A 26,005-nucleotide genomic window follows, 5' to 3' on the forward strand; every position below is an offset into this window, starting at 1 on the left:
CCCCTTAAATACGATGGCTTATGGCCGATTAAGCATGACGGCGCGCATTTCAGTCCGCCGCCTGACAGGAGCAAGACGTGGCAGGGGCATCCGCCGATGGCGAAGTCAATCACTGGCCGGCCTTCGTGGACGTGCTCACCACCGTGATCATGGTGGTGACGTTCCTGCTCGTCATCATGAGCGCGGCGGTGATGCAACTCTCGCAGCGCGTTATCGCCAATTTCAAGCAACAGCTGGTCCAGCAGCAGCAGGTGCAGCAGAAAACCGGCGTCCAGCAACAGATCGGCAAGGATGGCAAGCCCGTAGCTTGCGCGCCGGGCACCCCCGCCGTGCTTTCGCCGCGCGATGCCGAGGCTGGAACGTCCGTGGCCGAACTGGGCGCCGTGCTGCGTTCGCCAACCGTGACCGACGGGGCCGAGCGCCTTTCGATCCGCACGCGCGAGACGCCCGATACGCTAAAGCTCCAGGTCAAGGCCGTGGAAGAGGCCGACGATGCCAAGGGTGTCGAGGTCAAGACCGCCGACACGCTGATCAAGATCGCCTTCGCGCCCAATGCCGCGACGTATGACGAGACCAATTCGGCCCGCGTGATCGGCTTCGTGAGAAGCAAGGCGCGCCCCGGCACGAAGTATGAAATCTGGTCGTTCGCCCCGCAAACCCGCTCGGTTTCCGAAGCGCAGCGCACGGCGTTCTACCGCGCAGCGATGACCCGCAACCTCCTGCTGCGCGCCGGGCTTTCCCCGGCAGATGTCACCACCCAGATCCGCGTCACCGATGCGGCATCGGCCGACGGACACATGGTCCGCGTGGTGATCAAGCCATGATCGCGGCGCTCCTGCGCAAGGCAGCGTCCCGCCCGGTGAGCGCGTCAGGCGCAGCCGGGCCTGCAACCGGATCCAGTGCAATGGAAAAGAAACTCCGTTCCGAACTCTACAAGATGACCTTGATCATGGTCGTCCTCATCGGGCTGGGCATCTATGCCCACGAATTCGTGATCGAGGGCATCAAGGCCAAAGTGGCGCTCAACCTCTCGATCTTCGCGATCTTCGGGGTGGCGGCGGGCATTGCCTTTCGCAACGTGCTCTCGCTGCGCAACGAAGTGGTCGCGCTGCACGCGCTGCAGGTCGATTATGGCGAGCGCGCCAAGCGCCCGCGCGATCCTTATGCGCGGCCCGCCGTGGTGTTCCACGAACCCGAACTGCTGGGCCAGGGCTACCGCCTGATCGCCGAGGAACTGGGCAAGCAGGACAACCTCGAGATCGGCGCGGACACCGTCCAGACGCTGCTCCACGATGTCGACCAGCGCATCAACGACCGCAAGTCGACCATCCTCTATTTTTCGGGCCTGATGGTGTTCCTCGGCCTGCTCGGCGCGTTCATGGGCCTGATGAAGACCGTGCATTCGGTGTCCGATCTGATCGGCGCGATGGACGTTTCGGGCAATGCCGGTTCGGACAGCTTCGGCAAGATGATCGAGGGCATGAAGGCCCCGCTCAACGGCATGTCGGTGGGCTTCTCCTCATCGCTGTTCGGCCTGATGACCTCGATGGTGCTCGGCGCGCTCGAACGCTGCATGACGAGCGCGATGAAGACCTTGCGCAATGAGTTCGAGCACTGGCTTTCGAACCTTGCCCAGCTCGAATCCGGACAGAATGAAACCGCCGCCAGCCCCTCGCGCGATTTCGGTTCGGTGCGCCGGGCGATCGAGGCGGGGGCAGCAGAACTCGCCGAACTGCGCGGTGCGATCATCGGCATGGCGCACGGCGCGGCAGCCAACAAGGACGAGATCGCCGGGCTGACCGGTGCGGTCGGCAGCCTCATCGATGTTGTCGCCGGGCTTTCCGATCCGCGCCAGATCATGCGGCCGGTGGCTGATGCCGTGGCGGAACTGGCGCACAACCAGTCTGCCATGCTGGCGCAGCTGCGCGCGCTGCACGAAGATGCCGCAGCCGATCGCGCGCATATCCGCGCAACCCTGGCCGCCATGGGCGTGCTGGCAGAGCGGTCTGCCGCGCTGGATGGCGACGAGATTCACCGCCAGTTGGAGAGCCTTGTCACGCTGATGGGCGAGGCGCAGCACGCGCCGCGCGTGGCGGCTGAGCCGCTTGTACCAGTGGCACGGGAGCCGGTCTCGCAGCTGGGCCGATGGACGCTGCGGCTGGCCGGATGGCTGGGGCTTTCGACCCGGCGGGCGGCGCGGCGGCAGCTGAACGAAGCACGGCGGATGCGGCATGACGTTGCAGGCAGCCTTGCCGCCAATCGCCGCGCGATGCGCGAGCTGGCCGGGCGGCTCGACCGGCGGATGGAACGGCTGGCGGTTGCCTCCGCGCAGCACCGCGACGCGCTAGCGCGGCTCGATATGCGCAGCGCCGAACACCGCGCTTCGTTCGAGACCTTTGCCGCCGCGCTGGAAGGCGCAGCGACCAAAAACGCATGTGGCGAGAACGCGATCGGGCTGGGCGATGCGCGCACCGAAATGGAGCGCCTGCGCCGCCGGCTCGGCATGCGGTTCGAGGAGCAGGCTCCCGCCGCTTCTGCCGGCGATGCCGCCGATCCCACCACCAAGCGCGGAGCGATGTGATGGCCCTGCTTTCCAACCCCTTCAATCGCAAGAAGATCTTCGCCCGCGCCGATGCGCGCCACGAATGCCGCATCGAGGGCGAGATCATCCTGACCGAGAAGATGGTCAGCTATGAAGGCCGCTTGATCAACCTTTCGCGCGGCGGTGCGATGTTCCGCCCGCGCCTTGCCTACCTGATGAACCGCCGGGGGGATGCGGTGCAAGTGCAGGCAGCGGGCCTTGCCCTTGCCGGAGAGATCGTTGCGACGACCCCGCTCGGCTTTGGCGTGCGCTTCGACCAGCCGCTGAGCGATGCCGAACTGGCGCACCTGCTGGGCCACGGCGCGAGCGAAGCCGCCGCAGCCTGAAGACGCGGGCCAAAGACGCCGGCCGAAGACCCGCAAGGGTTTCCCCGTAGGCCCCGTTTGCGCGGCGGTTAACCACGATGGCCGCACATCAGGGCGGGACTCAAAACGTCACTCAAAGGAAGCCCAGGTGCCGCATTCTCTTGCCCGATTGCCGCTGACAGCGCTCGCCACCGGCCTTGCCGCCGGGGCCGCGCTTGCGGCGCCGCAGGCCCGCGCTGCCGAACCTGTCGCCCTCCCCCCTGCTCTTGCGGGCGGCGCGGCGGATGCCCCTTTCATTGCTTATGTGCTCGATGGTCTCGACGGGCCGGACTTTGCGACTGCGCCCAGCGCGGGATCGCCGGTGGTGCCCGAAGCGCCTCGGCCAATCCGCTATGCCATGTCTGCGCCGCTCGTGCCCGCGATCTTTGCATCCCCGTTCGCCGCGCCTGTGGTCCCGTCCATGCCGCTGGCCGAACTCATTTCGGTGCGCGAGCCGGACCCGCCATCCGCCGCAACAATGGCCCCGGAACTTGCCACAGCATTCGTCCCCGCGCTTCCCTCGGCTGCCGCTCCTGTTGCGGCTCCTGTGCCGATTGCGGCTGCGCTGGCCGCCCTTCCTCCCTTGCCCGACCTTCTGGCTGCACCGACCGGTGAGGAGCAATCGCCCCCAGCCTCACCGGCAGCAGTCTTGCCGCAAGGGCCGATGGCCGATGGCTCGACGCTGGCTGCGCATCGGATGACAGCCTTGCCGGGGCCAACGCCTGTCGCGGCAGAACCGGGCCGGAACGAAGCAAGCCTTGGCGAGATCGGTGCAGACGGCGAACTGCCAGCGCTTGATCCCGGCCAGCAGCCGGTCACCGTGCTGTCCCGGCTCGATGGACCGGGACCGCTCCCAGCCCGGCGTCCGATTGCGGCCATGATCGACCCCCCGGCAGCTAGCCCCCCGGTCGCCACCGGCGATCCCGCTGCTCTGGCTGAGCTGGACGCATCCGATCCGGCCCCGGCACCGCTGCCTGCAGTGTCCGATCAGGCGGAATCGCTGACAGATGCGATCATCGCCTCGCTCAAGGGCAATCCGGAAATCCAGATCTCGCTCGCCCAGCAGGATGACGCGCGCTACGGCGTGGACGAGGCGCGCGCGAACTATCTGCCGCGCATCGACGTCACCGGTGCATGGGGTCGCGAGTTTGCGCGCAACATCCCGCAAGCGCCCACCCAGCGTTTCCGCAGCGAAGCGACCATCGCGCTCAACCAGAACCTTTGGGACTTCGGCGTCACCATCAACGATATCAAGCGCGCGCGCGCCAGTTATCGTTCGGCGCAATGGGGTACGCGCGAGCGGATCGAGGCGATTTCCTACGATATCGCCAGTGCCTATCTCGGCGTGCTGTTGCAGCAGAATCTCGTCTCGCTGGCGGAAGGCGAGATCGCTTCGGTAAAGAAGATCCTGCGCATCGTGACGGTGCAAAAGGACCTTGGCCTCACCACACCCGCCGATGTCGAGCGCGCACAGACCCGGCTCGACAACGTGCGTTCGCAGTTGCTGGATCGGCAGAGCGCGCTGGAGCAGGCACGCAATGCCTACAAGCGGCTGACCAATCACATGCCACTGCGCGCCGCCGAAGTGCCGCCTGCCGGCACCGCGCTCCCCGAAAGCGCCGATGTCGCGGTTGACCTGATCGACACGCGCAGCCCGCGCCTTGCGCAGGCGGTGGAAGACCGCCGCTCGCTCGACAAGCAATACGACAGCCAGGCCGATACCGCGCTGCCGCGCCTCGGCCTGACCATCGCCAGCGATTACCGGCAAGACGTACTCGGCATGACCGGGCGGGCGGTGGATGCGCGCGCGATGGTGACGTTCTCCTACCGGCTCTACAACGGCGGCGCCGCCACTGCGACCAAGCGCCGCATCGGCGCGCGGCTGCGCCAGGCCGATTACGAGCTGGACCGCCGCCGCCGCGAGGTGGAGCAGGACATCCGCATCGATTACGCCAGCCTTGGTGCCGCGCGCGAGAAGATCGCCACGATCGAGGCCGAAATCGGCTCTGCCGAGCGCGTGGCCGATCTTTACAAGCAGCAGTTCCGCGGCGGGCGGCGCACGGTGTTCGACCTGCTCGATGCCGAACAACTGCTGTTTGCCGCCCGCGCCAAGCAGACCGCCAACCAGATCGCGCTGCGCGCCGCGGAATACCGCGTGCTGCAGAAGCTGGGCGGGCTGTTCGATCTGGTCAGCGGCGGCACCCCGCTGCCCGCCCTCGCCCAGCCTGCGCCGGGCAGCGATGACTGAAATTTCCCCGCCCCGTGCCGTTCCCCGATCAGGGCGCGCGGCACCGGGTGGATACGTGAAGTCCCGGAGCCCGCTCCGGCCCAAGCCCTAAGCTCGCGGACTGTAGAACCGGGCGCCCAGCAACAGAGGTCACATGGTCAAGATCGTTCGCGCCAAATCGGGATCCGCCGGCAAGTCCAAGGGAACCAAGGGCTCGGCTCGGCTTGCGCCCGAAGCGGACTCCCCAGCCCCCGGCGAAGGCGCGCAGGTCGCGGTCCAAAAGCAGGCCTACGGCGCGGCCAAGGTCGTCGCGCTCGATGCCGACGACAAGGCCAAGCTTGGCATCAAGTATGCGCCCTTCAAGGTCGAGATCGCCGACGTCGACGTCGTGCTGGTGTTCACCGATGGATCGCGCATCATCATTCCGGGCATGGCGCTGGCCGCGTTTTCGGGGCGCAAGCCGGTCATCCTGTTCACCGACAAGGAATTCTCCTCCGATCAGGCCGTGGGCATGGTGGGCGAGATCAGCCCGCAGAGCCCGGCGCTCGAACTGCACTTGTCCAGCGCAGATGCGACCAAGCCCGCCGAGCAGATCAAGCCGGAAGGAGCCGTGCAGCCCGAGGATTCAGCACAGGCGCAAGCCGAAGCCGCTGCCAAGGAGGACAACCAGCACAAGTCCGACGAGAGTGGCAAGGCGCTGACCGAGAAGATCAGCGATTCGCAGCCGCAGAGCCCGTCCACCCCCGGCGTGCAATCCCCGCGCGCGGCCGATCCCGCGCCCGACGATGCGCTGGGCCCGGCAGGCATCGGCAAGCTCGTGCCCAAGCTGACCTTCGAGCTGTTCAACTCCGAAGGCGTAACCCGCACCACCGAAAACGGCGAGACCGTGATCAAGGGCGATACTGGCGGCCCCGGTTCCTCCAAGGATTCCGGCTTCAAGGCGCAGTCTGCGCCCGAAAGCATCGAGGGCACATCGGGCAATGATGTGATCTATGCCGATGATCCGGCCAAGGCCCCGCCGGGCACCAGCCTGCGCGTGCTCAACGTGGTGGCCGAAGTCCCGGCCAAGGGGCTCGATCTGCTCGAAGTGCTGATCCCCTCGCTTCCCGATGGCTATGCGGTGGTCAACGGCACGCTCACCGACAAGGGCTGGCTGGTCAAGATCGACCAGGGCAAGATCGAGAAGCTGACGACGACCACCGACGAGACCGGCAAGACCGTGCCCGTCCCCGCAAGCCAGTCGCACTTCTCGTTCGAGATCGAACTGACCTACAAGCTGCCGCCAACGAGCGCCGAGCCAGGCACGAGCGGGTTCAAGGACGAGTTCTACTTCCCCGTGCTGCTCGGCCTTTCGTCCGATGGCGAGACCTCGACTTTCGCGGTGGGGGTCTCGACGCATTTCGGCATCAGGGACGTGACCGACGACGCCGGGATGACGGTGAAGGATCCCGTAACCGGCGAGCCGATCTACGTGCTGTTTGCCAATCCGCCCGGCACCACGATTTCTGCGGGCAGCGGCGACGATCATATCCACGCCGGTGCAGGCGCGGACAGCATCGACGGCGGCAGCGGCACAGATATGGTCGACTACCACCTCTCGGGCGAGGGCGTGGACGCGAACCTTGGCTCCGGCAAGGGCAAGGGCGGCGCTGCGGAAGGGGACAGCTACACCAATGTCGAAGGGCTGATCGGGTCTGACTTCGCTGACCGCCTGACCGGGGACGGCAAGGACAACACGCTGATCGGCGGCAAGGGCGCGGACGTGCTCGATGGCGGCGCGGGCAGCGATACGGCGGACTATACCCACGCCCTCGATGGCGCGCCCGCCGGGGCCGACGGCATCGAAGTGTTCCTCGACGGGCAGGCGAACCGGGGCGGCGAGGCCGAAGGCGATACGCTGACCGGCATCGAGCACGTGATCGCGACCGCCCGCAATGACACGCTTCACGGCGGCACAGCCGAAGAATGGATCGAGGCCGGCGCAGGCGATGACCGGATGACGAGCAGCGCCGGGGCCGACCGCTTCGACGGCGGCGCGGGCACCGATACGCTCGACTACAGCGGTTCGGCGAAGGGCGTCGATGCGCGGCTGGACGGGACGACGGGCAAGGGCGGCGATGCGGCGGGCGATACGGCCAGCGGGATCGAGAACCTCATCGGATCGGCGCACGGCGACACGCTGACCGGCGACAGCGGCGACAACCGCCTGACCGGCGGCGCAGGCGCAGACCACGTGGACGGCGCGGGCGGCACCGATACGGTCGATTTCAGCGCAAGCGAGACGGCGGTCGCAGTCTATCTCGATGGCCGCACCAGCCATGGCGGCGAGGCCGAAGGCGATACCTACGCCGCTATCGAAGTGCTGGACGGCAGCGCCTTCGACGACCGCCTGACCGGCGCGCGCGGCGCGGAAACGCTGAACGGCGGCGCGGGCGACGATGTGCTGGAAGGCAGTTTCGGCGGCGATGCGCTGGATGGCGGCGCAGGTTTCGACATCGCGAGCTACGCCGGTTCGAGCGCGGCGGTGCAAGTCGCGCTCGATGGATCGCTGCGCGATGGCGGCGATGCGGTGGGCGATGTGTTCCCCAGCATCGAGGGCCTCGAAGGCTCGCGCTTTGGCGATACCCTGATCGGTTCGGCGGGCGGCGATGTGCTGCGCGGGCTGGCGGGAGATGACCTGCTTGTCGGGCTGGGCGGCGCTGACGCCATCGCAGGCGGAGCCGGGTTCGATACCGCGGACTACAGCGGATCGCGCTTTGGCGTGACGGTGCGGCTGGACGGAGCCGTTTCGGAAGGCGGCGATGCCGATGGCGACCAGCTCACTGGCATCGAAAAGGTGATCGGCAGCGCGCAAGACGATACCCTGCTGGGCGCAGGCGCGGACGAGACGCTGATCGGCGGCGCGGGCAACGATCTGCTTGCGGGCGGAGCGGGCGCGGATACGCTGACCGGCGGAGACGGCAGCGATACTGCAGACTACGGAAGCTCGGCCGCAGGCATTGCCATCGCGCTCGATGGTGCGGCGGGCAGCGGCGGCGATGCGGCGGGCGATGTGCTGCGCGGGATCGAAAGCTTGCGCGGTTCGGCCTTTGCCGACCGGCTGGGCGGCGATGCGGGCGACAACACACTGGCTGGGCAGGCAGGCGACGATACGCTGACCGGCGATCTCGGTGCGGATATGCTCGGCGGCGGCGAGGGCGATGATACCGCCGACTATTCAGCAGCGGGCGGCGCGATGACGGTGCGGCTCGATGGCAATGCCTCCACCGGCGAGATCGCCGAGGGCGACCGACTTTCCGGCATCGAGCGGGTGATCGGCGGCGCTTATGCCGATACCCTGCTGGGCGACAGCGGCGACAACCGCCTCGAAGGCGGCGCAGGCGACGATACGCTGCGCGGCGGGCTGGGCGCGGATGCGCTGATGGGCGGAACCGGCGCGGATACGGCGGATTACAGCGATTCGACGGGTGCGGTGCAAGTCGATCTCGGCCTGGGCACGGGCAGCGGCGGCAGCGCGGCGGGCGATACGCTGGCGGGGATCGAGAACGCGAGCGGCTCCGACCTCGCCGACCGGCTGATCGGCAATGGCGAGGCCAACCGGCTGGCGGGCGGCGCGGGCGACGACGTGCTGACCGGCGGCGGCGGGGCCGACCTGCTGCAGGGCGGCGAAGGGTTCGACACGGCGGACTATGCCGGATCGCGCAGTGCAGTGACCGTGGCGCTGGACGGCACGGCCGGAACCGGAGGCGATGCCGCGGGCGACCAGCTTGAAGGGATCGAAGCGCTGGCAGGTTCGGCCTTTGGCGACCAGCTGGCAGGCAACGACAGCGCCAACACGCTGGACGGCGGCGCGGGGGACGACACGCTGGCGGGCCTTGGCGGCGCGGACCGGTTGATCGGCGGCGCAGGGTTCGACACCGCAGACTACAGCCGCAGCGCCACGGGCGTGGTGGTGGGCAACGATGGTTCGGTCGGCCTTGGCGGCGATGCGCAGGGCGATACGCTTTCGGGGATCGAACGGGTGCTGGGCTCCAGCTTCGACGACCGCCTGAGCGGCGGCGCGGGCGTGGACACGCTGGACGGCGGCGCGGGTAACGACCGGCTCGACGGCGGGGCAGGCGCAGACATTCTGACCGGCGGGCTGGGCAGCGATACCGCCGATTATGCCCGGTCCGAAGCCGGGGTGAACGCCGGGCTGGATGGCGGGGCGAACACCGGCGGCGATGCCGAGGGCGACCGCTTTGCCGGGATCGAAGGGATTTCCGGTTCGGCCTTTGGCGATACCCTGCGCGGTTCAGCCGATGCCGACACCCTGCTTGGCCAGGGCGGCAACGACACGCTTCATGGCAGCGCCGGGGCCGACGTGCTGAGCGGCGGAGCGGGTTCGGACGTGGCCGACTACAGCGCATCGCGCGCGGGGATCAGTGTCGACCTCACATTTGGCAGCGCCAGCGGCGGCGATGCCGAAGGCGATCAGCTCAGCGGGATCGAAGGCGTGATCGGCACAGCCTTTGGCGATACGCTCGATGGTTCGGCGGGCAACGACACGCTGCTGGGCGGCGCGGGCGATGACATCATCGAAGGCCGCGGCGGCGCGGATATCCTCGATGGCGGCGAAGGGACCGACACGGTCAGCTTCGAGGAAAGCCGCAGCGGGATCACGCTGGTGCTGGATGGCACGGCGGGCGAAGGCGGCGATGCCGAGGGCGATTCGGTCAAGGGCTTCGAGATCGTGCTCGGCTCCGACTACAACGACCGCATCACCGGGGTTGGCGCGGACGAGACGCTGGAAGGCGGCGCGGGCGATGACCGGCTGGTCGGCGCAGACGGCGCCGATACGCTGATCGGCGATGCGGGCGAGGACCTGCTCGATGGCGGCGCGGGGGCGGACAAGCTGGACGGCGGGCTCGGCTTCGATACCGCCGATTATGGCGCTTCGGGCGCAGCGGTTTCCGTCGATCTCGGCGGGGGCACCGGCACGGGCGGCGATGCGGAAGGCGATCAGCTGATCGGCGTGGAAAGCGTGCTCGGCTCTGCCTTCGACGACCGACTGACCGGCAGCGCCGCAGCCGACCGCCTGAGCGGCGCCGACGGCAACGACACGCTGGCAGGCGCAGCGGGCGATGACACGCTGCTGGGCGGCGCGGGCGACGACGTGATCGAGGGCGGCAGCGGCGCAGACACCATCGAAGGCGGCGCGGGACATGACCGCGCCGACTACAGCCTCTCCGGCTCGGGCGTGAGCGTCTATCTCGATGGCACCACCGGCTTTGGCGGGCTTGCCACCGGCGATACGCTGGCGGGCATCGAAGAAGTGACCGGCAGCGGCAACGACGACACGATCATCGGTGCGGGGGCGGACGAAACCTTGCACGGCGGCGGCGGCAATGACCTGCTCGCCGGGCGCGGCGGGGCGGACGCGCTCGATGGCGGGGCCGGCATCGATACCGCCGATTACAGCGCATCGGCGCTGGGCGTTGCGGTCGATCTGGCCAGCGGCACCGGCACGGGCGGCGATGCGGCAGGCGATACGCTGGCTTCGATCGAACGGCTCGTCGGCTCATCGGGCGCGGACACGCTGACAGGCGCGGCGGGTGACGAAACCATCGCAGGCGGCGCGGGCAACGACGTGCTCGCCGGACGCGCAGGCGCGGACACCCTGCTGGGCGGCGCGGGCAATGACAGCCTTGATGGCGGCGCCGGGGCGGATACGCTGGACGGCGGCGCGGGCTTTGACACGGTCGACTATTCGGCTTCCACCCAAGGGCTGGTCGCCGGGCTTGGCGGCAGCATCGGCATCGGCGGCGATGCGCAAGGCGATACTCTTAGCGGGATCGAGCGGCTGGTCGGCTCGGCATTCGACGACCGTCTGCTCGGCAGCCTCAATGACGATATGCTGGAAGGCGGCGCGGGGGGCGACGCGCTGGAGGGCGGCGAAGGCAACGACACACTGCGCGGCGGTGCGGGCGACGACGACCTCGACGGCGGCGCGGGCGCGGACCGCATCGAGGGCGGCGACGGCACCGACACGGTTGATTACGGCACTTCGGCGCAGGCCGTCACCGTCAACCTCGATGGATCGGTCAACGCGGGCGGCGATGCCGAGGGCGACCAGCTGATCGGCATCGAGAACCTCACCGGCTCCGCCTATGACGATACCCTGATCGGCGCGGATGCCGCCGAAACCATCGCGGGCGGCGCGGGCGACGACCTCGTCGCAGGCGGCGCGGGCGATGACCGCCTGCTGGGCGGCAGCGGCGACGACGTGCTTTCGGGCGGGCTTGGCGGAGACGTCATCGATGGCGGTTCGGGCAGCAACACGGCGAGCTATGCCGATGCCGGCGAAGGCGTGGCCATCGACCTTTCCGGTGCGGCGGGCACTGCGGGCGAAGCCGCAGGCGATACCCTGACCGGCATCCAGCGCCTGATCGGTTCTGCCTTTGGCGACAGCCTTGGCGGCGGCGCGGGCAGCGAGACGATTCAGGGCGGCGCAGGCGATGATACCATCAAGGGCAGCGCCGGGGCCGACGTGCTCGACGGCGGCAGCGGCACCGATGTGCTGGATTACAGCTCCAGCGATGGCGCGGTAACGGTAGCGCTGGATGGCTCGACCGGGATCGGCGGTGACGCAGCAGGCGATCAGATAAGCCGCATCGAAGGCGTGATCGGATCGGCGCTCGACGACCGGCTGACCGGCAGCAACACCGGCAACCTGCTGGACGGCGGCGCTGGCAACGATGTGCTGGACGGCGCAGGCGGCGACGACACCTTGCAAGGCGGCGCAGGCAACGACAGCCTCGACGGCGGCGCGGGCAGCGATCTCATCAACGGCGGCGACGGGACCGACACGGTCGATTATTCGGATTCCAGTTCGGGCGTTGCGGTCTCGGTCGATGGCTCGGTCTCCACGGGCGGCGCGGCTGAAGGCGACCGGCTGGTGGCGGTCGAAAACCTGATCGGATCGGCCTTTGCCGATACCTTGCGCGGCACGGCGGCAGACGACAGCCTGATCGGCGGCGCAGGCGACGACGTGCTGGCCGGGCGCGGCGGCGCGGATCAGCTGATCGGCGGCGAAGGCTTCGATACCGCAGACTACAGCGATGCGGCGGCGGGCGTCACCGTATCGCTCGGCAGTGGACGCGGCACGGCAGGCGATGCGGCAGGCGATACGCTTGACAGCATCGAGCGCGTGATCGGCTCGGCCTTCGACGACCGGCTCCTCGGCTCCTCGCAGAACAATACGCTGGACGGCGGCGCAGGCGATGACGCGCTGCGCGGCGCAGGCGGCGACGATACCTTGCGCGGCGGCGCAGGCGACGATGTGATCGACGGCGGGGCCGGGGCCGATGCCATCGACGGCGGCGAAGGCCATGATACGGCGGACTATTCGGCCTCGCTCGTCGGCGTCGATGTGACGCTCGCGGGTGGGGCAAGCGCGAGCGGCCTCGCTGAAGGCGACCAGTTGACCAGCATCGAGGAAGTGATCGGATCGGCGGAAGCCGACGTGATCACCGGCGGCACTGCGGACGAAACCCTGCGCGGCGGCGCGGGCGACGATACCGTGCGCGGCGGCGGCGGGGCAGACGTGCTGGATGGCGGCGCGGGCGTGGACACGGCGGACTATTCGCGCGCGCAGGCAGGCGTTGCGCTCAGCCTGGCCAGCGGCGGGACTGGAGGCGAAGCGGCAGGCGACAGCTACAGCGGCATCGAGATCGTGGAGGGCAGCGAATTTGCCGACACGCTTGGCGGTTCGGACGGCGAGGACATCTTGCGCGGCCGCGGCGGCGCGGATCTGCTGGAAGGCGGGATCGGCAACGATACGCTGGACGGCGGGATCGGCAACGACAGCTTGCGCGGCGGCGCGGGCGCGGACTTGCTGCTGGGCGGCGCAGGTTCGGATACGGCGGACTATTCGACATCTGCCACCGGGATTTCGATCAACCTTGACGGTTCGCTTTCGGCGGGCGGCGATGCGCAGGGCGACACGCTCTCTTCCATCGAAAACGCGATCGGATCGGCGTTTGATGACGCGATCACCGGCACCTCGCAAGGTGAGACGCTGGATGGCGGCGCGGGCAACGATACGCTTTCGGGCCAGGGCGGCAGCGACACGCTGCGGGGCGGCGCGGGCGACGACCAGCTGAGCGGCGGGATCGGCGCGGACCGGCTGGACGGCGGCGACGGCTTCGATACTGCCAGCTATGCGGATTCGGCGGCGGGCGTCACCATCAGTCTGGATGGCGGGCCGGGCGGCACTCCGGCCAGCGGCGGCGATGCGGAAGGCGATGTGCTGACCGGAATCGAAAGCGTGATCGGATCGGCCGAGGGCGACACGATCACCGGCGGCGCGGCAGATGACCGGATCGACGGCGGCGCAGGCGACGATAGCATGAGCGGCGGTGCGGGCAACGACATCCTGCTGGGCGGCAGCGGTGACGACGTGCTGGCGGGCGGGCTCGGCGCGGATGTGATCGACGGCGGGACCGGCACCAACACCGCGACCTATGCCGATGCGGCGGAAGGCGTCGCGGTCGATCTTTCGGGCGCGGCGGGCACTGGCGGCGAAGCGGCAGGCGATACGCTGACCGGCATTGCGCGCCTGATCGGTTCGGCCTTTGGCGATAGGCTGGGCGGAGGCAGCGGCGCGGAGACAATCCTTGGCGGCGCGGGCGACGATACCCTGCTGGGCAGCGCGGGCAACGACCTGCTCGACGGCGGTGGGGGCAGCGACACGGTGAGCTATGCCGGATCGGGCGCAGCCGTGACGGCCTATCTCGATGGGCGCGCAGGCAGCGGCGGCGACGGCGCGGGCGACGTGCTGCTGGGCATCGAAGCGCTGGCGGGTTCAGACTTCGACGACCAGCTGAACGGCAGCGACAATGCAGACCGCATCGATGGCGGGGCGGGTGGTGACACCCTTCTCGGCGGCGGCGGCAACGACGCGCTGACGGGCGGCGCTGGCAACGACGCGATCGTGGGCGGCGACGGCGCCGACGCGATCGACGGCGGGACCGGCAGCGATACGGCCAGCTATGCCGAAGCGAACAGCGGTGTGACCGTCTCGCTCGACGGGACCGCTGGCAGCGGGGCTGCGGCAGGCGATACCTTGAGCGGGATCGAAGTGCTGATCGGATCGGCCTTTGGCGACACGCTTGGCGGCAGCGCGGGTGGCGAAACGCTGCGCGCGGGCGAGGGTGACGACAGGCTGCGCGGCAGCCTCGGCAGCGACGTGCTGGTGGGCGGCGACGGCAGCGATACCGCCGACTATTCGGACTCCACCGCCGCGATCAGCGCGGGTCTTGACGGACGCACCGGCAGCGGCGGAGATGCCGAAGGTGACCGGCTGTTCACGATCGAGCGGCTCGTCGGTTCAGCGTTCGGCGATACGCTGGCAGGCGGCAGCGGCAACGATACGCTCGACGGCGGAGCGGGCGACGACATGATCGCCGGATCGATCGGCGTGGACACGCTGATCGGCGGTAGCGGCTTCGATACGGCAGACTATTCGGCATCAACCGGCGGAGTGACGATTGCCACCGACGGCAGCGTGGGCGGCAGCGGCGATGCTGCAGGCGATACGCTGGCAGGCATCGAGCGCGTGATCGGCTCTGCCGCAGGCGATTTGTTAGGTGGCAGCACAGGCGCGGAAACGCTCGAAGGCGCGGACGGCGACGATGATCTGGTGGGCAAGGCGGGCGACGACACGCTGCTGGGCGGCGCAGGCGACGACCGCATCGACGGTGGCGAGGGCGCGGACCGGATCGACGGCGGCGAAGGGTTCGACCGGTTGAGCTACGTCGCTTCGATGGCGGGCGTGCGGCTCAATCTTGGCACCGGCAGCGGCCTTGGCGGCGATGCCGAGGGCGACCGGGTCAGCGGCATCGAGCAGGTCGACGGATCGGCGTTCAATGACGTGATCAGCGGCGGCGCGGCAGATGAAATCATCGCAGGCGGCGCGGGAAGCGACATACTCTCAGGCGGGGCAGGCGACGACGCGCTGCGCGGCGGGCTGGGCAACGACCGGCTGATCGGCGGGGCGGGCGCGGACCAGATCGACGGCGGCAGCGGGATCGACACCGCCGACTATGGCGCGAGCACGGGCGCGGTGCAGATCACGCTCGACGGATCGAGCGCGACCGGCGGCGACGCCGACGGCGATACGTTGGCCGGGATCGAACGCGTGATCGGTTCGGCGCTGGACGACCTGATGAGCGGCGCTTCGGTGGCCGAAACGCTCGATGGCGGCGCCGGCAATGACACGCTGGCAGGCGGCGGCGGCGGTGATACGCTGCTGGGCGGCCTCGGCGACGATACGCTTCGCGGCGGCACGGGAGCAGACGTCCTGACTGGCGGCGACGGCTTCGATACGGCGGACTACGGTACTTCAGGCGCGGCCGTGCAGATCGTGCTCGACGGCACGCCGGGGCGCGGCGGCGAGGCCGAGGGCGATGCGCTCTCAGGCATCGAGCGGATCATCGCCACGGCCTTCGACGACAGTCTGACCGGGGGCAGCGGGGCGGATACCCTTGCGGGCGGCGCCGGGGATGATGACATCGCGGGCGGTGCGGGCGACGATACGCTGCAAGGCGGATCGGGCGACGACGCGCTGGTGGGCGATGCCGGAGCAGACCGGATCGACGGCGGGGGCGGCATCGACACCGTGAGCTACGGCGGCGCGGCGAGCGGTGTGAACGCCTATCTCGATGGAACGGTCGGCAGCAACGGCGACGCTGCTGGCGATGTCATCAGCAATGTCGAAGTGCTCGTCGGATCGGGCTTTGGGGACGTGCTGGGCGGGCGGGCAGGTGCCGATACGTTGCAAGGCGGTAGCGGCGACGACACGCTGCTGGGCAGCGCCGGAGCCGATGCGCTGGATGGCGGTGCAGGCGATGATACAGTGGATTATTCCGGCGCAGGATCGGCCGTTTCAGCGCGGATGGACGGCGTTTCGGGTTCGCTGGGCGATGCGCTGGGCGATGTGCTGACGAGCATCGAACGCATCGTCGGTTCGGGCTTCGGCGATACACTGCTGGGCTCGGCCAGCGCCGATACCATAGATGGCGGCGCGGGCGACGATCTGGTGCAGGGCGCGGCGGGCGATGACACGCTGGCAGGCGGCACCGGGAACGACACCATCGAGGGCGGCCTCGGTGCGGATGCTATCGAGGGCGGCCTTGGCAGCGATATCGCGGACTACGCGAACTCTGCGGCAGGCGTGACCATTGCGACGGATGGCAGCGCAGGTAGCGGCGGCGATGCTGCGGGCGACAGGCTGGCGGGGATCGAAACGATCCGTGGCTCGGCCTTTGCCGATACGCTGAGCGGCAGTGCGGGCGCGGATACCCTGCTGGGTCAATCGGGCGATGACGTGCTGCTGGGCAGCGCGGGCGGCGATATCCTGATGGGTGGTGACGGTTTCGATACGGCGGATTATTCCGCCGCAGCAGGCACGGTCGCCGTAAACCTCGCCGCCGGCTCCGGCAGCGCGGGCGATGCGGCAGGCGATCTGCTTTCGGGCATCGAACGCGTGGTGGGCTCGGCCTTTGCGGATTCGCTGACGGGTTCGGGGCAGGCCGATGTGCTGGAAGGCGGCGCAGGGGCTGATACGATTTCAGGCGGACGCGCGGCAGATACGCTGCTGGGCGGCATTGGCGATGACACGCTGATCGGCGGCGCGGGCGGAGATACGCTCGACGGCGGCACAGGTTTCGATACGGCAGACTATTCGGGCGCGACCGGTGCAGTTGCGGTCAATCTGGACGAGACGGTTTCTTCGGGCAGCGATGCGGCGGGCGACAGCCTGACCGCAATCGAGCGCGTGATCGGTTCGGCGCAAGGCGACACACTGCGTGGCGGCACGGGCAACGACACGCTGGAAGGCGGCGACGGCAACGACGCGCTGATCGGGGGCGCAGGCGGCGATGCGCTGCTCGGCCAGGCGGGCGATGACTCGCTCGTCGGCAGCGACGGCGCCGATACCATCGACGGCGGGGCGGGTAGCGATACGGCTGATTACTCGGCCTCTACTGGGGCGGTGAACGCTGGGCTGGACGGCGCTGCCAATACCGGCGGCGATGCGGCGGGCGACACCATCACCAATGTGGAAGTGCTGATCGGCAGCGCCGCGGGCGATATCCTGCGCGGCGGCAGCAGCACCGATGCGCTGCTGGGCGGCGCGGGCGACGACACGCTGAAGGGCAGCGCGGGCGCGGACACGCTGGATGGCGGCAGCGGGTTCGACATCGCCGACTATTCGGCAAGCGGCGCGGCTGTCACCATCAGCCTCGCCACCGGCGCCGGGCTGGGCGGCGATGCCGCAGGCGATACGCTGACGGGCATCGAACAGCTGACCGGCTCAGCACTGGCGGACCGGCTGACGGGCGGCAACAATGCCGATGTGCTGCAAGGCGGCGGCGGCAATGACGTGCTCGCGGGCGGGCTCGGCGACGACAGCTTGCAGGGCGGAGCGGGCAACGACAGCCTGACCGGCGGCGCGGGCAGCGATGCGCTCGACGGCGGAAGCGGCAGCGATATCGCCGACTACTCTGCTTCGATCCAGGCCGTGCGCGTGGCGCTTGATGGCAGCACGGGCGCAGGCGGCGATGCCGATGGCGATACGCTGACCGGGATCGAGATCGTGATCGGTTCGGCGCAGGCGGACACGCTGGTCGGCGCGGGCGCGAACGAGACGCTGCAAGGCGCAGCAGGCGACGACACCCTGATCGGCGGCGCCGGCAATGACACGCTTTCGGGCGGAGCGGGGGACGACACCCTGATCGGCGGGGCTGGGGCCGACACACTGGACGGCGGCACGGGCTTTGACACCGCCAGCTATGCCGGCGCGGCGTCCGGCGTAACCGTGACGCTGGGCGGCCCGGCGGGCAGCCGCAGCGATGCGGCGGGCGATACGCTGGTGAACATCGAACAGCTGATCGGCTCCGCCTTCGACGACCGCCTGACCGGCGCCACCGCGAACGAGACGTTCCGCGCCGGGGCAGGCAACGACGTGGTGACCGGCGGCGACGGCGACGACCAGCTGCTGGGCGAAGCGGGCGACGACACCCTGATCGGCGGCACCGGCGCAGACGGGATCGACGGCGGCGCGGGCACCGATACGGTTTCCTACGCCACCTCGCTCAGCGCGGTGACGATCAATCTGGACGGGACGGCCTCGGTCGGCGGCGACGCGGATGGCGACATGATCGCCAATGTCGAGCGGGTGATCGCATCGGGCTTCAACGATGTGCTGGGCGGTTCGGCGGGCGCCGATCAGATCGACGGCGGGGCCGGCGATGACGTGTTCACCGCCAGCGCCGGGGCCGATCTGCTGACCGGCGGGGCCGGGTTCGACACCATCGACTACAGCGCGGGTACTGCGGCAGTGACTGTGCGGATGGATGCCGCAGCCTCTTCTGGTGGCCTCGCCGAAGGCGATGTGCTTTCGGGCATCGAGCAGGTCATTGGCACGGCCTTTGCCGATACCGCGACCGGTTCGGCCGGGGCCGATTCGATCTTTGGCGCCAATGGCAACGACACGATCTCCGGCGGCGCAGGGGCCGACAGCCTGTCCGGCGGCGCGGGCGACGATAAGCTGGTTGGCGGTGCGGGAGCCGACGCGCTCGATGGCGGCGCGGGCCTTGATACGGCGGACTATTCCGGCGCTGGATCGGCCGTTTCAGCGCGGATGGACGGCGTTTCGGGTACGGCGGGCGATGCGCTCGGCGATGTGCTGACCGGTGTCGAGCGCCTGGTCGGCTCTGGCTTTGCTGACACGCTGCTGGGTTCGGCCAGCACCGATACCATCGATGGCAGCGCGGGCGACGATCTGGTGCAGGGCGCGGCGGGCGATGACACGCTGGCAGGCGGCACCGGGAACGACACCATCGAGGGCGGCCTCGGCGCGGATGCCATCGACGGCGGGCTTGGCAGCGATATCGCGGACTATGCGAACTCTGCGGCAGGCGTGACCATTGCGACCGACGGCAGCGCAGGCAGCGGCGGCGATGCAGCGGGCGATACGCTGGCGGGCATCGAAACGATCCGTGGCTCCGCCTTTGCCGATACACTGGGCGGCAGCACCGGCGCAGATACCCTGCTCGGCCAATCAGGCGATGACGTGCTGGCCGGGCTGGCCGGGGCCGACACCCTCACCGGCGGCGAAGGCTTCGATACCGCAGACTATGCGGCTTCGGCGGCGGCGGTCACGCTTGATCTGGGCGCAGGGACCGGCAGCGCGGGCGATGCGGCGGGCGATGTGCTTTCCGGTATCGAGCGCGTGGTGGGTTCGGCACTGGCCGACCGTCTGACCGGCTCCGGGCAGGCCGACGTTCTGGAAGGCGGTGCGGGGACCGACCGGCTCGACGGCGCGGCCGGTGCGGACACCTTGCTGGGCGGCGCGGGCAACGACACGCTGATCGGTGGGACCGGCAGCGACGTGCTCGACGGCGGTGCCGGGGTGGATACGGCGGACTATACCGCGAGCACACAGGGCGTGACGATCTACAACAACGGCGTGGACCCCGGCGCGGGCGGTTCGGCCACTGGCGACGTGCTGATCGGCATCGAACGCGTGCTGGGTTCGGCCTTTGCCGATACGCTGGTGGGCGGTGCGGCAGCCGAGACCCTGACCGGCAATGACGGCAACGACGTGATCGAGGGCGGTGCGGGCGGCGATGCCATCGATGGCGGGGCTGGCTTCGACACAGCCTCCTATCAATCTGCTAGCGTAGCCGTCACCGTCAGCCTTGCGGCAGGCGGCGGCAATGGCAGTGGCAGCGCAGGTGATGCGGCGGGCGACAGCCTGACCGGGATCGAACGGCTGCTCGGATCCGACTATGCCGATACGCTGATCGGCGGCGCGGCGGCCAACACGCTGGATGGCGGCGCGGGCGACGACACGCTGGTGGCAGGCGCGGGCACCGATACGCTGATCGGCGGGGACGGCAACGACACCGCCGACTATTCCGGCGCGGGTGCGGGCGTGACCGTGGCGCTCGATGGCAGCGCGGGCAGCGGCGATATTGCGGCAGGTGACCGGCTGACCGGGGTGGAAGGCGTGATCGGATCGAGCTTTGCCGATACCATCACCGGCGCGTTTTCCAATGATACCCTGAGCGGCGGCGACGGCGGCGATACGATCTCGGGCGGGACCGGCGCAGACAGCATCCAAGGCGGCGCAGGCAACGACCGGCTTTCGGGCGAGGGCGGCGCCGATGTGATCGATGGCGGGGCGGGCACCGATACGGTGAGCTATGCCGGTTCGGTGGACGGCGTGACGGTCGATCTGGCGGCAGGCACTGCCACCGGCGGCGATGCGGCGGGCGATACCTTCGTGGCCGTCGAGCGGTTCACCGGATCGCGCGGGACCGACACGTTCGTGGGCGCGGGCGGCAACGACTGGTTCGACGGGTTCGATGGCAACGACACGCTGGTGGGCGGCGCGGGCACCGATACTCTGCTCGGCGGGATCGGCGACGATACGATCTCCGGCGGCACGGGGGCCGACACTATCGACGGCGGCGCAGGCAGCGACACGGCGGACTATTCGGCATCGGCTGGCGCAGTGACGATCCGCACCGGCGGCACATCGAGCGGCGGCGAGGCCGAGGGCGATACGCTGGCCAATATCGAGCGTGTGGTCGGATCGGGCCTGGCAGACCGGTTCGAAGGACGCAGCGCCGACGAAGAGTTCGTCGGCGCTGCGGGCGATGACCTGTTCGTCGCCTCAGGCGGGGCAGATGTCTATCGCGGCGACGGCGGCAGCGACGTGGCGGATTATTCCGCCTCCACCAGCAGCGGCATGCTGATCTACATGGACGGCGGCTTTGGCGGCACGGGCGATGCGGCGGGCGACCGGCTGTTCGATATCGAAACCGCGATCGGTTCGGCTCAGAACGACACGATCGTGGCGGCGGCCACCGGATCGACCATTCTGGCAGGCGGCGGCAACGACACGCTGACCGGCGCGGACGGAGCCGACGTGCTGAACGGCGGGGACGGCGACGACACGATCGTGACCGGGCTTGGCGCGGATCAGGCGACCGGCGGACTCGGCAGCGACATCGCCGATTACCGCAATTCCAACGCAGCGATCACCATCACCAACAACGGCACGGTCAGTTCGGGTGGCTGGGCTGCGGGCGATGTGCTTTCGGGGATCGAGGTGATCTACGGTTCGGCCAACTACGGCGATACCTTGCGCGGCGGCTCCACCGCGGCTTCTTCGCTGCTGGGCTGGGGCGGGAATGACACGTTCGCCTCGTTCGGGCAGGCCGACAACATCGAAGGCGGCACCGGCAGCGACACCATCGACTATTCGGGGAGCCTGGCGGCTGTCACCGTCCAGCTTGACGGCACCGCATCGAGCGGCGGCGACGCTGAGGGCGACACGATCATCGGCGTGGAACGGGTGATCGGCTCTGCGCAGGCGGATACGCTCATCGGCGCGGGCTTCAACGAGACGCTGACCGGCGGCGCAGGCGACGATACGCTGATCGGCGGCAGCGGCGCGGATACGCTCGATGGCGGCAGCGGCTTCGATACGGCGGATTATTCCTCTGCGGGCGGTGTGATCGTGCGCATGGACGGCACCGCGGGCAGCGCGGGCCAGGCCAATGGCGATGTGCTGATCGGCGTGGAACGCGTGATCGGCTCGGCCTTGTCTGACGTGATCTACGGTTCGGCCAATGCCGATACCATCCTCGGCGGCGCGGGCGATGATGTGCTCGCGCCCGGGCTGGGGGCGGATACGCTGGACGGCGGCGCGGGCAACGATACGGTGGACTACACCGCTTCGGGCAGCGCGCTCGTCGTCAATCTTGCCAATGCCGCGCTTTCCACAGGCCTGGCGCAAGGTGACACGTATACCAACGTCGAGAACTATTCGCTCTCGGCGTTCAACGACAGCTTCGTCGGTTCGGCCGGGACGGACACCGTCTATGGCAACGATGGCAACGACACGCTGGATGGCAGTGGCGGCAACGATCTTCTCTTCGGCGGCAACGGCAACGATCTGCTCGTCGGCGGGGCCGGAGCCGACAACTTCGATGGCGGCGCGGGGATCGATACAGCCGACTATGCGGCCTCGGGCGCGGCGGTCACCATCAATCTTCTGATCAACAGCAATACCGGCGGCGATGCCGAGGGCGATTCGTTCACGCCGAACACGGTCGAAAACATCATCGGCTCCGCTTTCGACGATACCATCACCGGGAGCGGTGCAGCCAACACTATCAAGGGCGGCGGCGGCAACGATCTGATTTTCGGTGCCTTTGGCGCCGATGCGATGGATGGCGAGGCGGGCACAGATACGCTGAGCTACCTCGGCTCGACAGCTTCGATCACCGTGAACCTGCTGACCGGCGCGGCCAGTGGCGGCGATGCCCAGGGCGATACCTTCTCAAATTTCGAAAACCTGACGGGCGGCAGCGGTTCGGACACGCTGACCGGCAATGGCAATGCCAACACGATCTATGGCAGCTTCGGCAACGATACGATCAACGGCGGCGCGGGCACCGATACGCTGTTGGGCGAGGACGGCGACGACACGATCGACGGCGGCGCAGGGGCCGATACCATGAGCGGCGGCAGCGGTGCCAACACGCTGAGCTACGCATCGGCGGCAGGGGCGATCACCGCCAGCCTTGCTGCGGGCAGCGGCACGCAGGGCGATGCGCAAGGCGATACCTTCTCCGGCTTCGTCAACCTGATCGGCTCCGCCTTCAACGATACGCTGACCGGCGGCCTGAGCAACAACTCCGTGCGCGGCGGCGGCGGGGACGACGTGATCGACGGCGGCGCGGGCAGCGACTCGCTCAGCGGCGAGGCGGGTAACGATACGCTGCTGGGCGGCAACGGCTTCGATTTCATGGATGGCGGCGCAGGCACCGACCTGGTCGATTATTCCGCAGCGGCGAGCGGAGTTATCGCCGATCTCAATTCTGGCAACGGCACGGCTGGTGATGCGCTGGGCGATACTTACGCCAATATCGAGAACCTGACCGGATCGGCTTCTAGCGATACGCTGCAGGGCAACGGCGGCAACAACGTGCTCACTGGCGGCGATGGCAACGACAACCTGATCGGGCTTGGCGGAAACGACACGATCACCGGCGGCAACGGCGATGACCGCATTTCCGGCGGCGCGGGCGCAGATGCGCTGGATGGCGGCACCGGCACCAACATCCTGTTCTTCGGCACGGATCCCGTTCGGCCAGAGAACGTCTCTGTCACCACTGGCGTCACCATCAATCTGAACGGCGTGACGGCAGGCGTGGGCGGCGATGCGGCTGGCGATACCTACAGCAACTTCCAGATCATCTATCTGACGAACCAGGCCGACAGCGTGACCGGCACGGGCACAGCGGAATGGTTCCGCGGTCTGGGCGGGGCAGACACGATCAACGGCGCGGGCGGCACCGATACGGTCAGCTACTATGGCTCGGGCGCGGTGACCATCGGCCTTGATGGCACCGCTGGCAGCGGCGGCGAGGCGCAAGGCGATATCGTCACCAATGTGGAGATCCTGCAGGGCACCCAGTTCGACGATACGCTGTGGGGCGGTGCAGGCGGCAACACGCTTTATGGCATGGAAGGCAACGACACCTTGCGCGGCGATGCCGGCAACGACGTGCTCGACGGCGGCAGCGGCACCGACACGGTGAGCTATGCCGCCTCCGGCAGCGGCGTTTCGGCGAGCCTTCTGGCGGGCAATGGCAGCGCGGGCGATGCGGCAGGTGACACGTATGTGGGCATCGAAAACCTGACTGGTTCGGGCAGCGCCGATACACTTTTGGGCGACGGCAATGCCAACGTGCTGGCCGGCGGCGCAGGTGACGACTTCCTGCGCGGCGGCGGCGGGGCCGATACGCTCAACGGCGGCAATGGCTTCGACACGGCGGACTATTCGGACTCGAACGCGGCCGTCTCGGTCTATCTTGATGGCACCTCGGCCAACGGCGGCTTTGCCCAGGGCGATGTGCTCACCTCGGTCGAAGCCATCGTCGGTTCGGCCTTTGCCGATACGCTGGTCGGTTCGAACTCCAACGAAACGCTGAGCGGCGGCGACGGCAACGACACGATCAGCGGTTTCGTCGGCGATGACACCCTGACCGGCGGGAATGGCAACGACCTGCTCAATGGCGGCACCGGGGCTGATGCGATTGATGGCGGCGCGGGCACCGATACCCTGACGTATGCCAATTCGACCGGCGGCGTGACCGCTTATCTCGATGGCACCGCAGGCACAGGCAACGAGGCCACCGGCGACCTGATCAGCGGCGTCGAGATCCTGATCGGTTCCAGCTTCGACGATACGCTGTTGGGCACGGCAGGCGCGGATACGCTGCAAGGCGGCACCGGCAGCGATGTGCTGGTCGGCGGAGACGGCGGGGATACGCTCAATGGCGGCACAGGCACCGATAGCGTCTCGTTCGCCAATTCGGCCAGCGCCATCACCGCAAGCTTCGCCACGGGCAGCCTGGTGGTCACCGCAGCCGATGCGGTGGGCGACAGCTACACCTCGATCGAAGGCGTGGTCGGTTCGGCGCTGGGCGATACGCTGCGCGGCGGCGCAGGGGTCGAACTGCTCGATGGCGGGCTGGGCGACGATACGCTTTATGGCAGCACCGGGGCGGACACCATCACCGGCGGCGGCGGGTTCGACACGATCGACTATTCCGCCTCGGCCAGTGCGATCACCGCCCGGCTCGATGGCACGGCATCGGGCGGCGGCGATGCGGCCGGCGATGTGCTTTCGGGCATCGAACACGTCATCGGCACAGCGCTGGCCGACACCTTCATCGGCTCTGCGGCAGACGAAACTTTCCGCGGCGGCAGCGGCGACGACACGCTGACCGGCGGGGGCGGCAACGACACGCTGTTTGGCGAGGCGGACAACGACCTCCTCAATGGCGGCGCGGGCAGCGATGCGATGGACGGCGGCGCCGGCAGCGATACGGCGACATACGCCAATTCGGCGCTGGGCGTGGCCGCCAACCTTGCGGATAGCGGGTTCAACACCAACGAAGCGGCCGGTGACAGCTACAACGCAGTCGAAAATCTCATCGGTTCGGCGTTCAACGACCGCCTGACCGGCGATGGCGGGGCCAACGTGCTCGATGGCGGCAACGGCAACGACCGGCTGGCCGGCGGCGCGGGCGCCGACAGCCTGATCGGCGGCAGCGGCACCGATACGGCGGACTATTCGCAGGCGGGCGGGGCCATTGCGCTCAACCTTGGCGGCGGCGGCGCAGGCACCGGCACGGGGAGCGGCGGCGATGCGGCGGGCGACAGCCTTTCCGGCATCGAGAACGTGATCGGATCAGGCTTTGCCGATAGCTTCACGCTCGCGCTCGGCAATGGCTTCTCGGTCGATGGCGGCGGCGGAACCGACAGCGTGACCCTGGCCGCGAACGCGGGCACCGTCTCTTCGGCCCAGCTGTCCAGCGTGCTCAGCCGGGTCGAGACGATCGACTTCACCGGCAGCGGCACCAACGCCAATCTGGCGGTGGACGCCAGCTTCATCCAGGGCGTGGCGGGGGCGGGCAATGCCTCACACCTCACGGTGGATTTCAATGCGGGCGATACGCTGCAGATCGGCAGCGGCGCGTTCTATACGCAGTCCGGCAACGACTACACGTTCTACAGCGACAGCAGCATGACCACGACCGTGGCGCAGCTGACAGTTGCCTGAGAGCGGGGCCTGAGAGAGAGCAGCGACACCAAACCGTCACGCAGGCATGCGAGGGGCATGGCGACCGTCATTCAGGGGCACTGCCTCCGGGAGATTCGCGCCATGTCCGTTGCCCGTTCCGCCATCTGCGTGCCCCGCTC

5 protein-coding genes are annotated in these 26,005 nt (G+C 68.8%); all 5 read left to right on the forward strand.

Annotated elements, in window-relative coordinates; genetic code table 11:
- Window positions 1-77: 77 nt before the first annotated feature.
- The 5 genes from CFE35_RS04100 (at window position 78) to CFE35_RS04120 (ending at window position 25,865) form a co-directional block, all read left to right on the forward strand.
- Complete coding sequence (locus tag CFE35_RS04100) at window positions 78-824, forward strand: hypothetical protein (protein WP_292928226.1); 747 nt, start codon at window positions 78-80, stop codon at window positions 822-824.
- 80 nt (window positions 825-904) lie between these two features.
- Complete coding sequence (locus CFE35_RS04105; protein ID WP_292928228.1) at window positions 905-2,581, forward strand: hypothetical protein; 1,677 nt, start codon at window positions 905-907, stop codon at window positions 2,579-2,581.
- Entirely contained in the window at window positions 2,581-2,928 is a 348-nt protein-coding gene (locus CFE35_RS04110; RefSeq protein ID WP_292928230.1) for a PilZ domain-containing protein, read from the forward strand. The genes CFE35_RS04105 and CFE35_RS04110 overlap by 1 nt, the downstream gene beginning before the upstream one ends.
- 127 nt (window positions 2,929-3,055) lie before the next feature.
- Window positions 3,056-5,194: a TolC family outer membrane protein gene (locus CFE35_RS04115; protein ID WP_292928232.1), complete on the forward strand. Its 2,139-nt coding sequence runs from the start codon at window positions 3,056-3,058 to the stop codon at window positions 5,192-5,194.
- A gap of 133 nt (window positions 5,195-5,327) precedes the next feature.
- On the forward strand, window positions 5,328-25,865 hold the full coding sequence (locus CFE35_RS04120) for a hypothetical protein (RefSeq protein ID WP_292928234.1): 20,538 nt from the start codon (window positions 5,328-5,330) through the stop codon (window positions 25,863-25,865).
- The last annotated feature ends 140 nt before the right edge of the window (window positions 25,866-26,005 follow it).

The organism is Novosphingobium sp. PASSN1 (assembly GCF_002278815.1).

Coding starts and splice junctions, on each gene's coding strand:
- CFE35_RS04120 (WP_292928234.1), top strand. CDS start 5,328: ATGGTCAAGATCGTTCGCGCCAAATCGGGATCCGCCGGCAAGTCCAAG.
- CFE35_RS04110 (WP_292928230.1), top strand. CDS start 2,581: ATGGCCCTGCTTTCCAACCCCTTCAATCGCAAGAAGATCTTCGCCCGC.
- CFE35_RS04105 (WP_292928228.1), top strand. CDS start 905: ATGGAAAAGAAACTCCGTTCCGAACTCTACAAGATGACCTTGATCATG.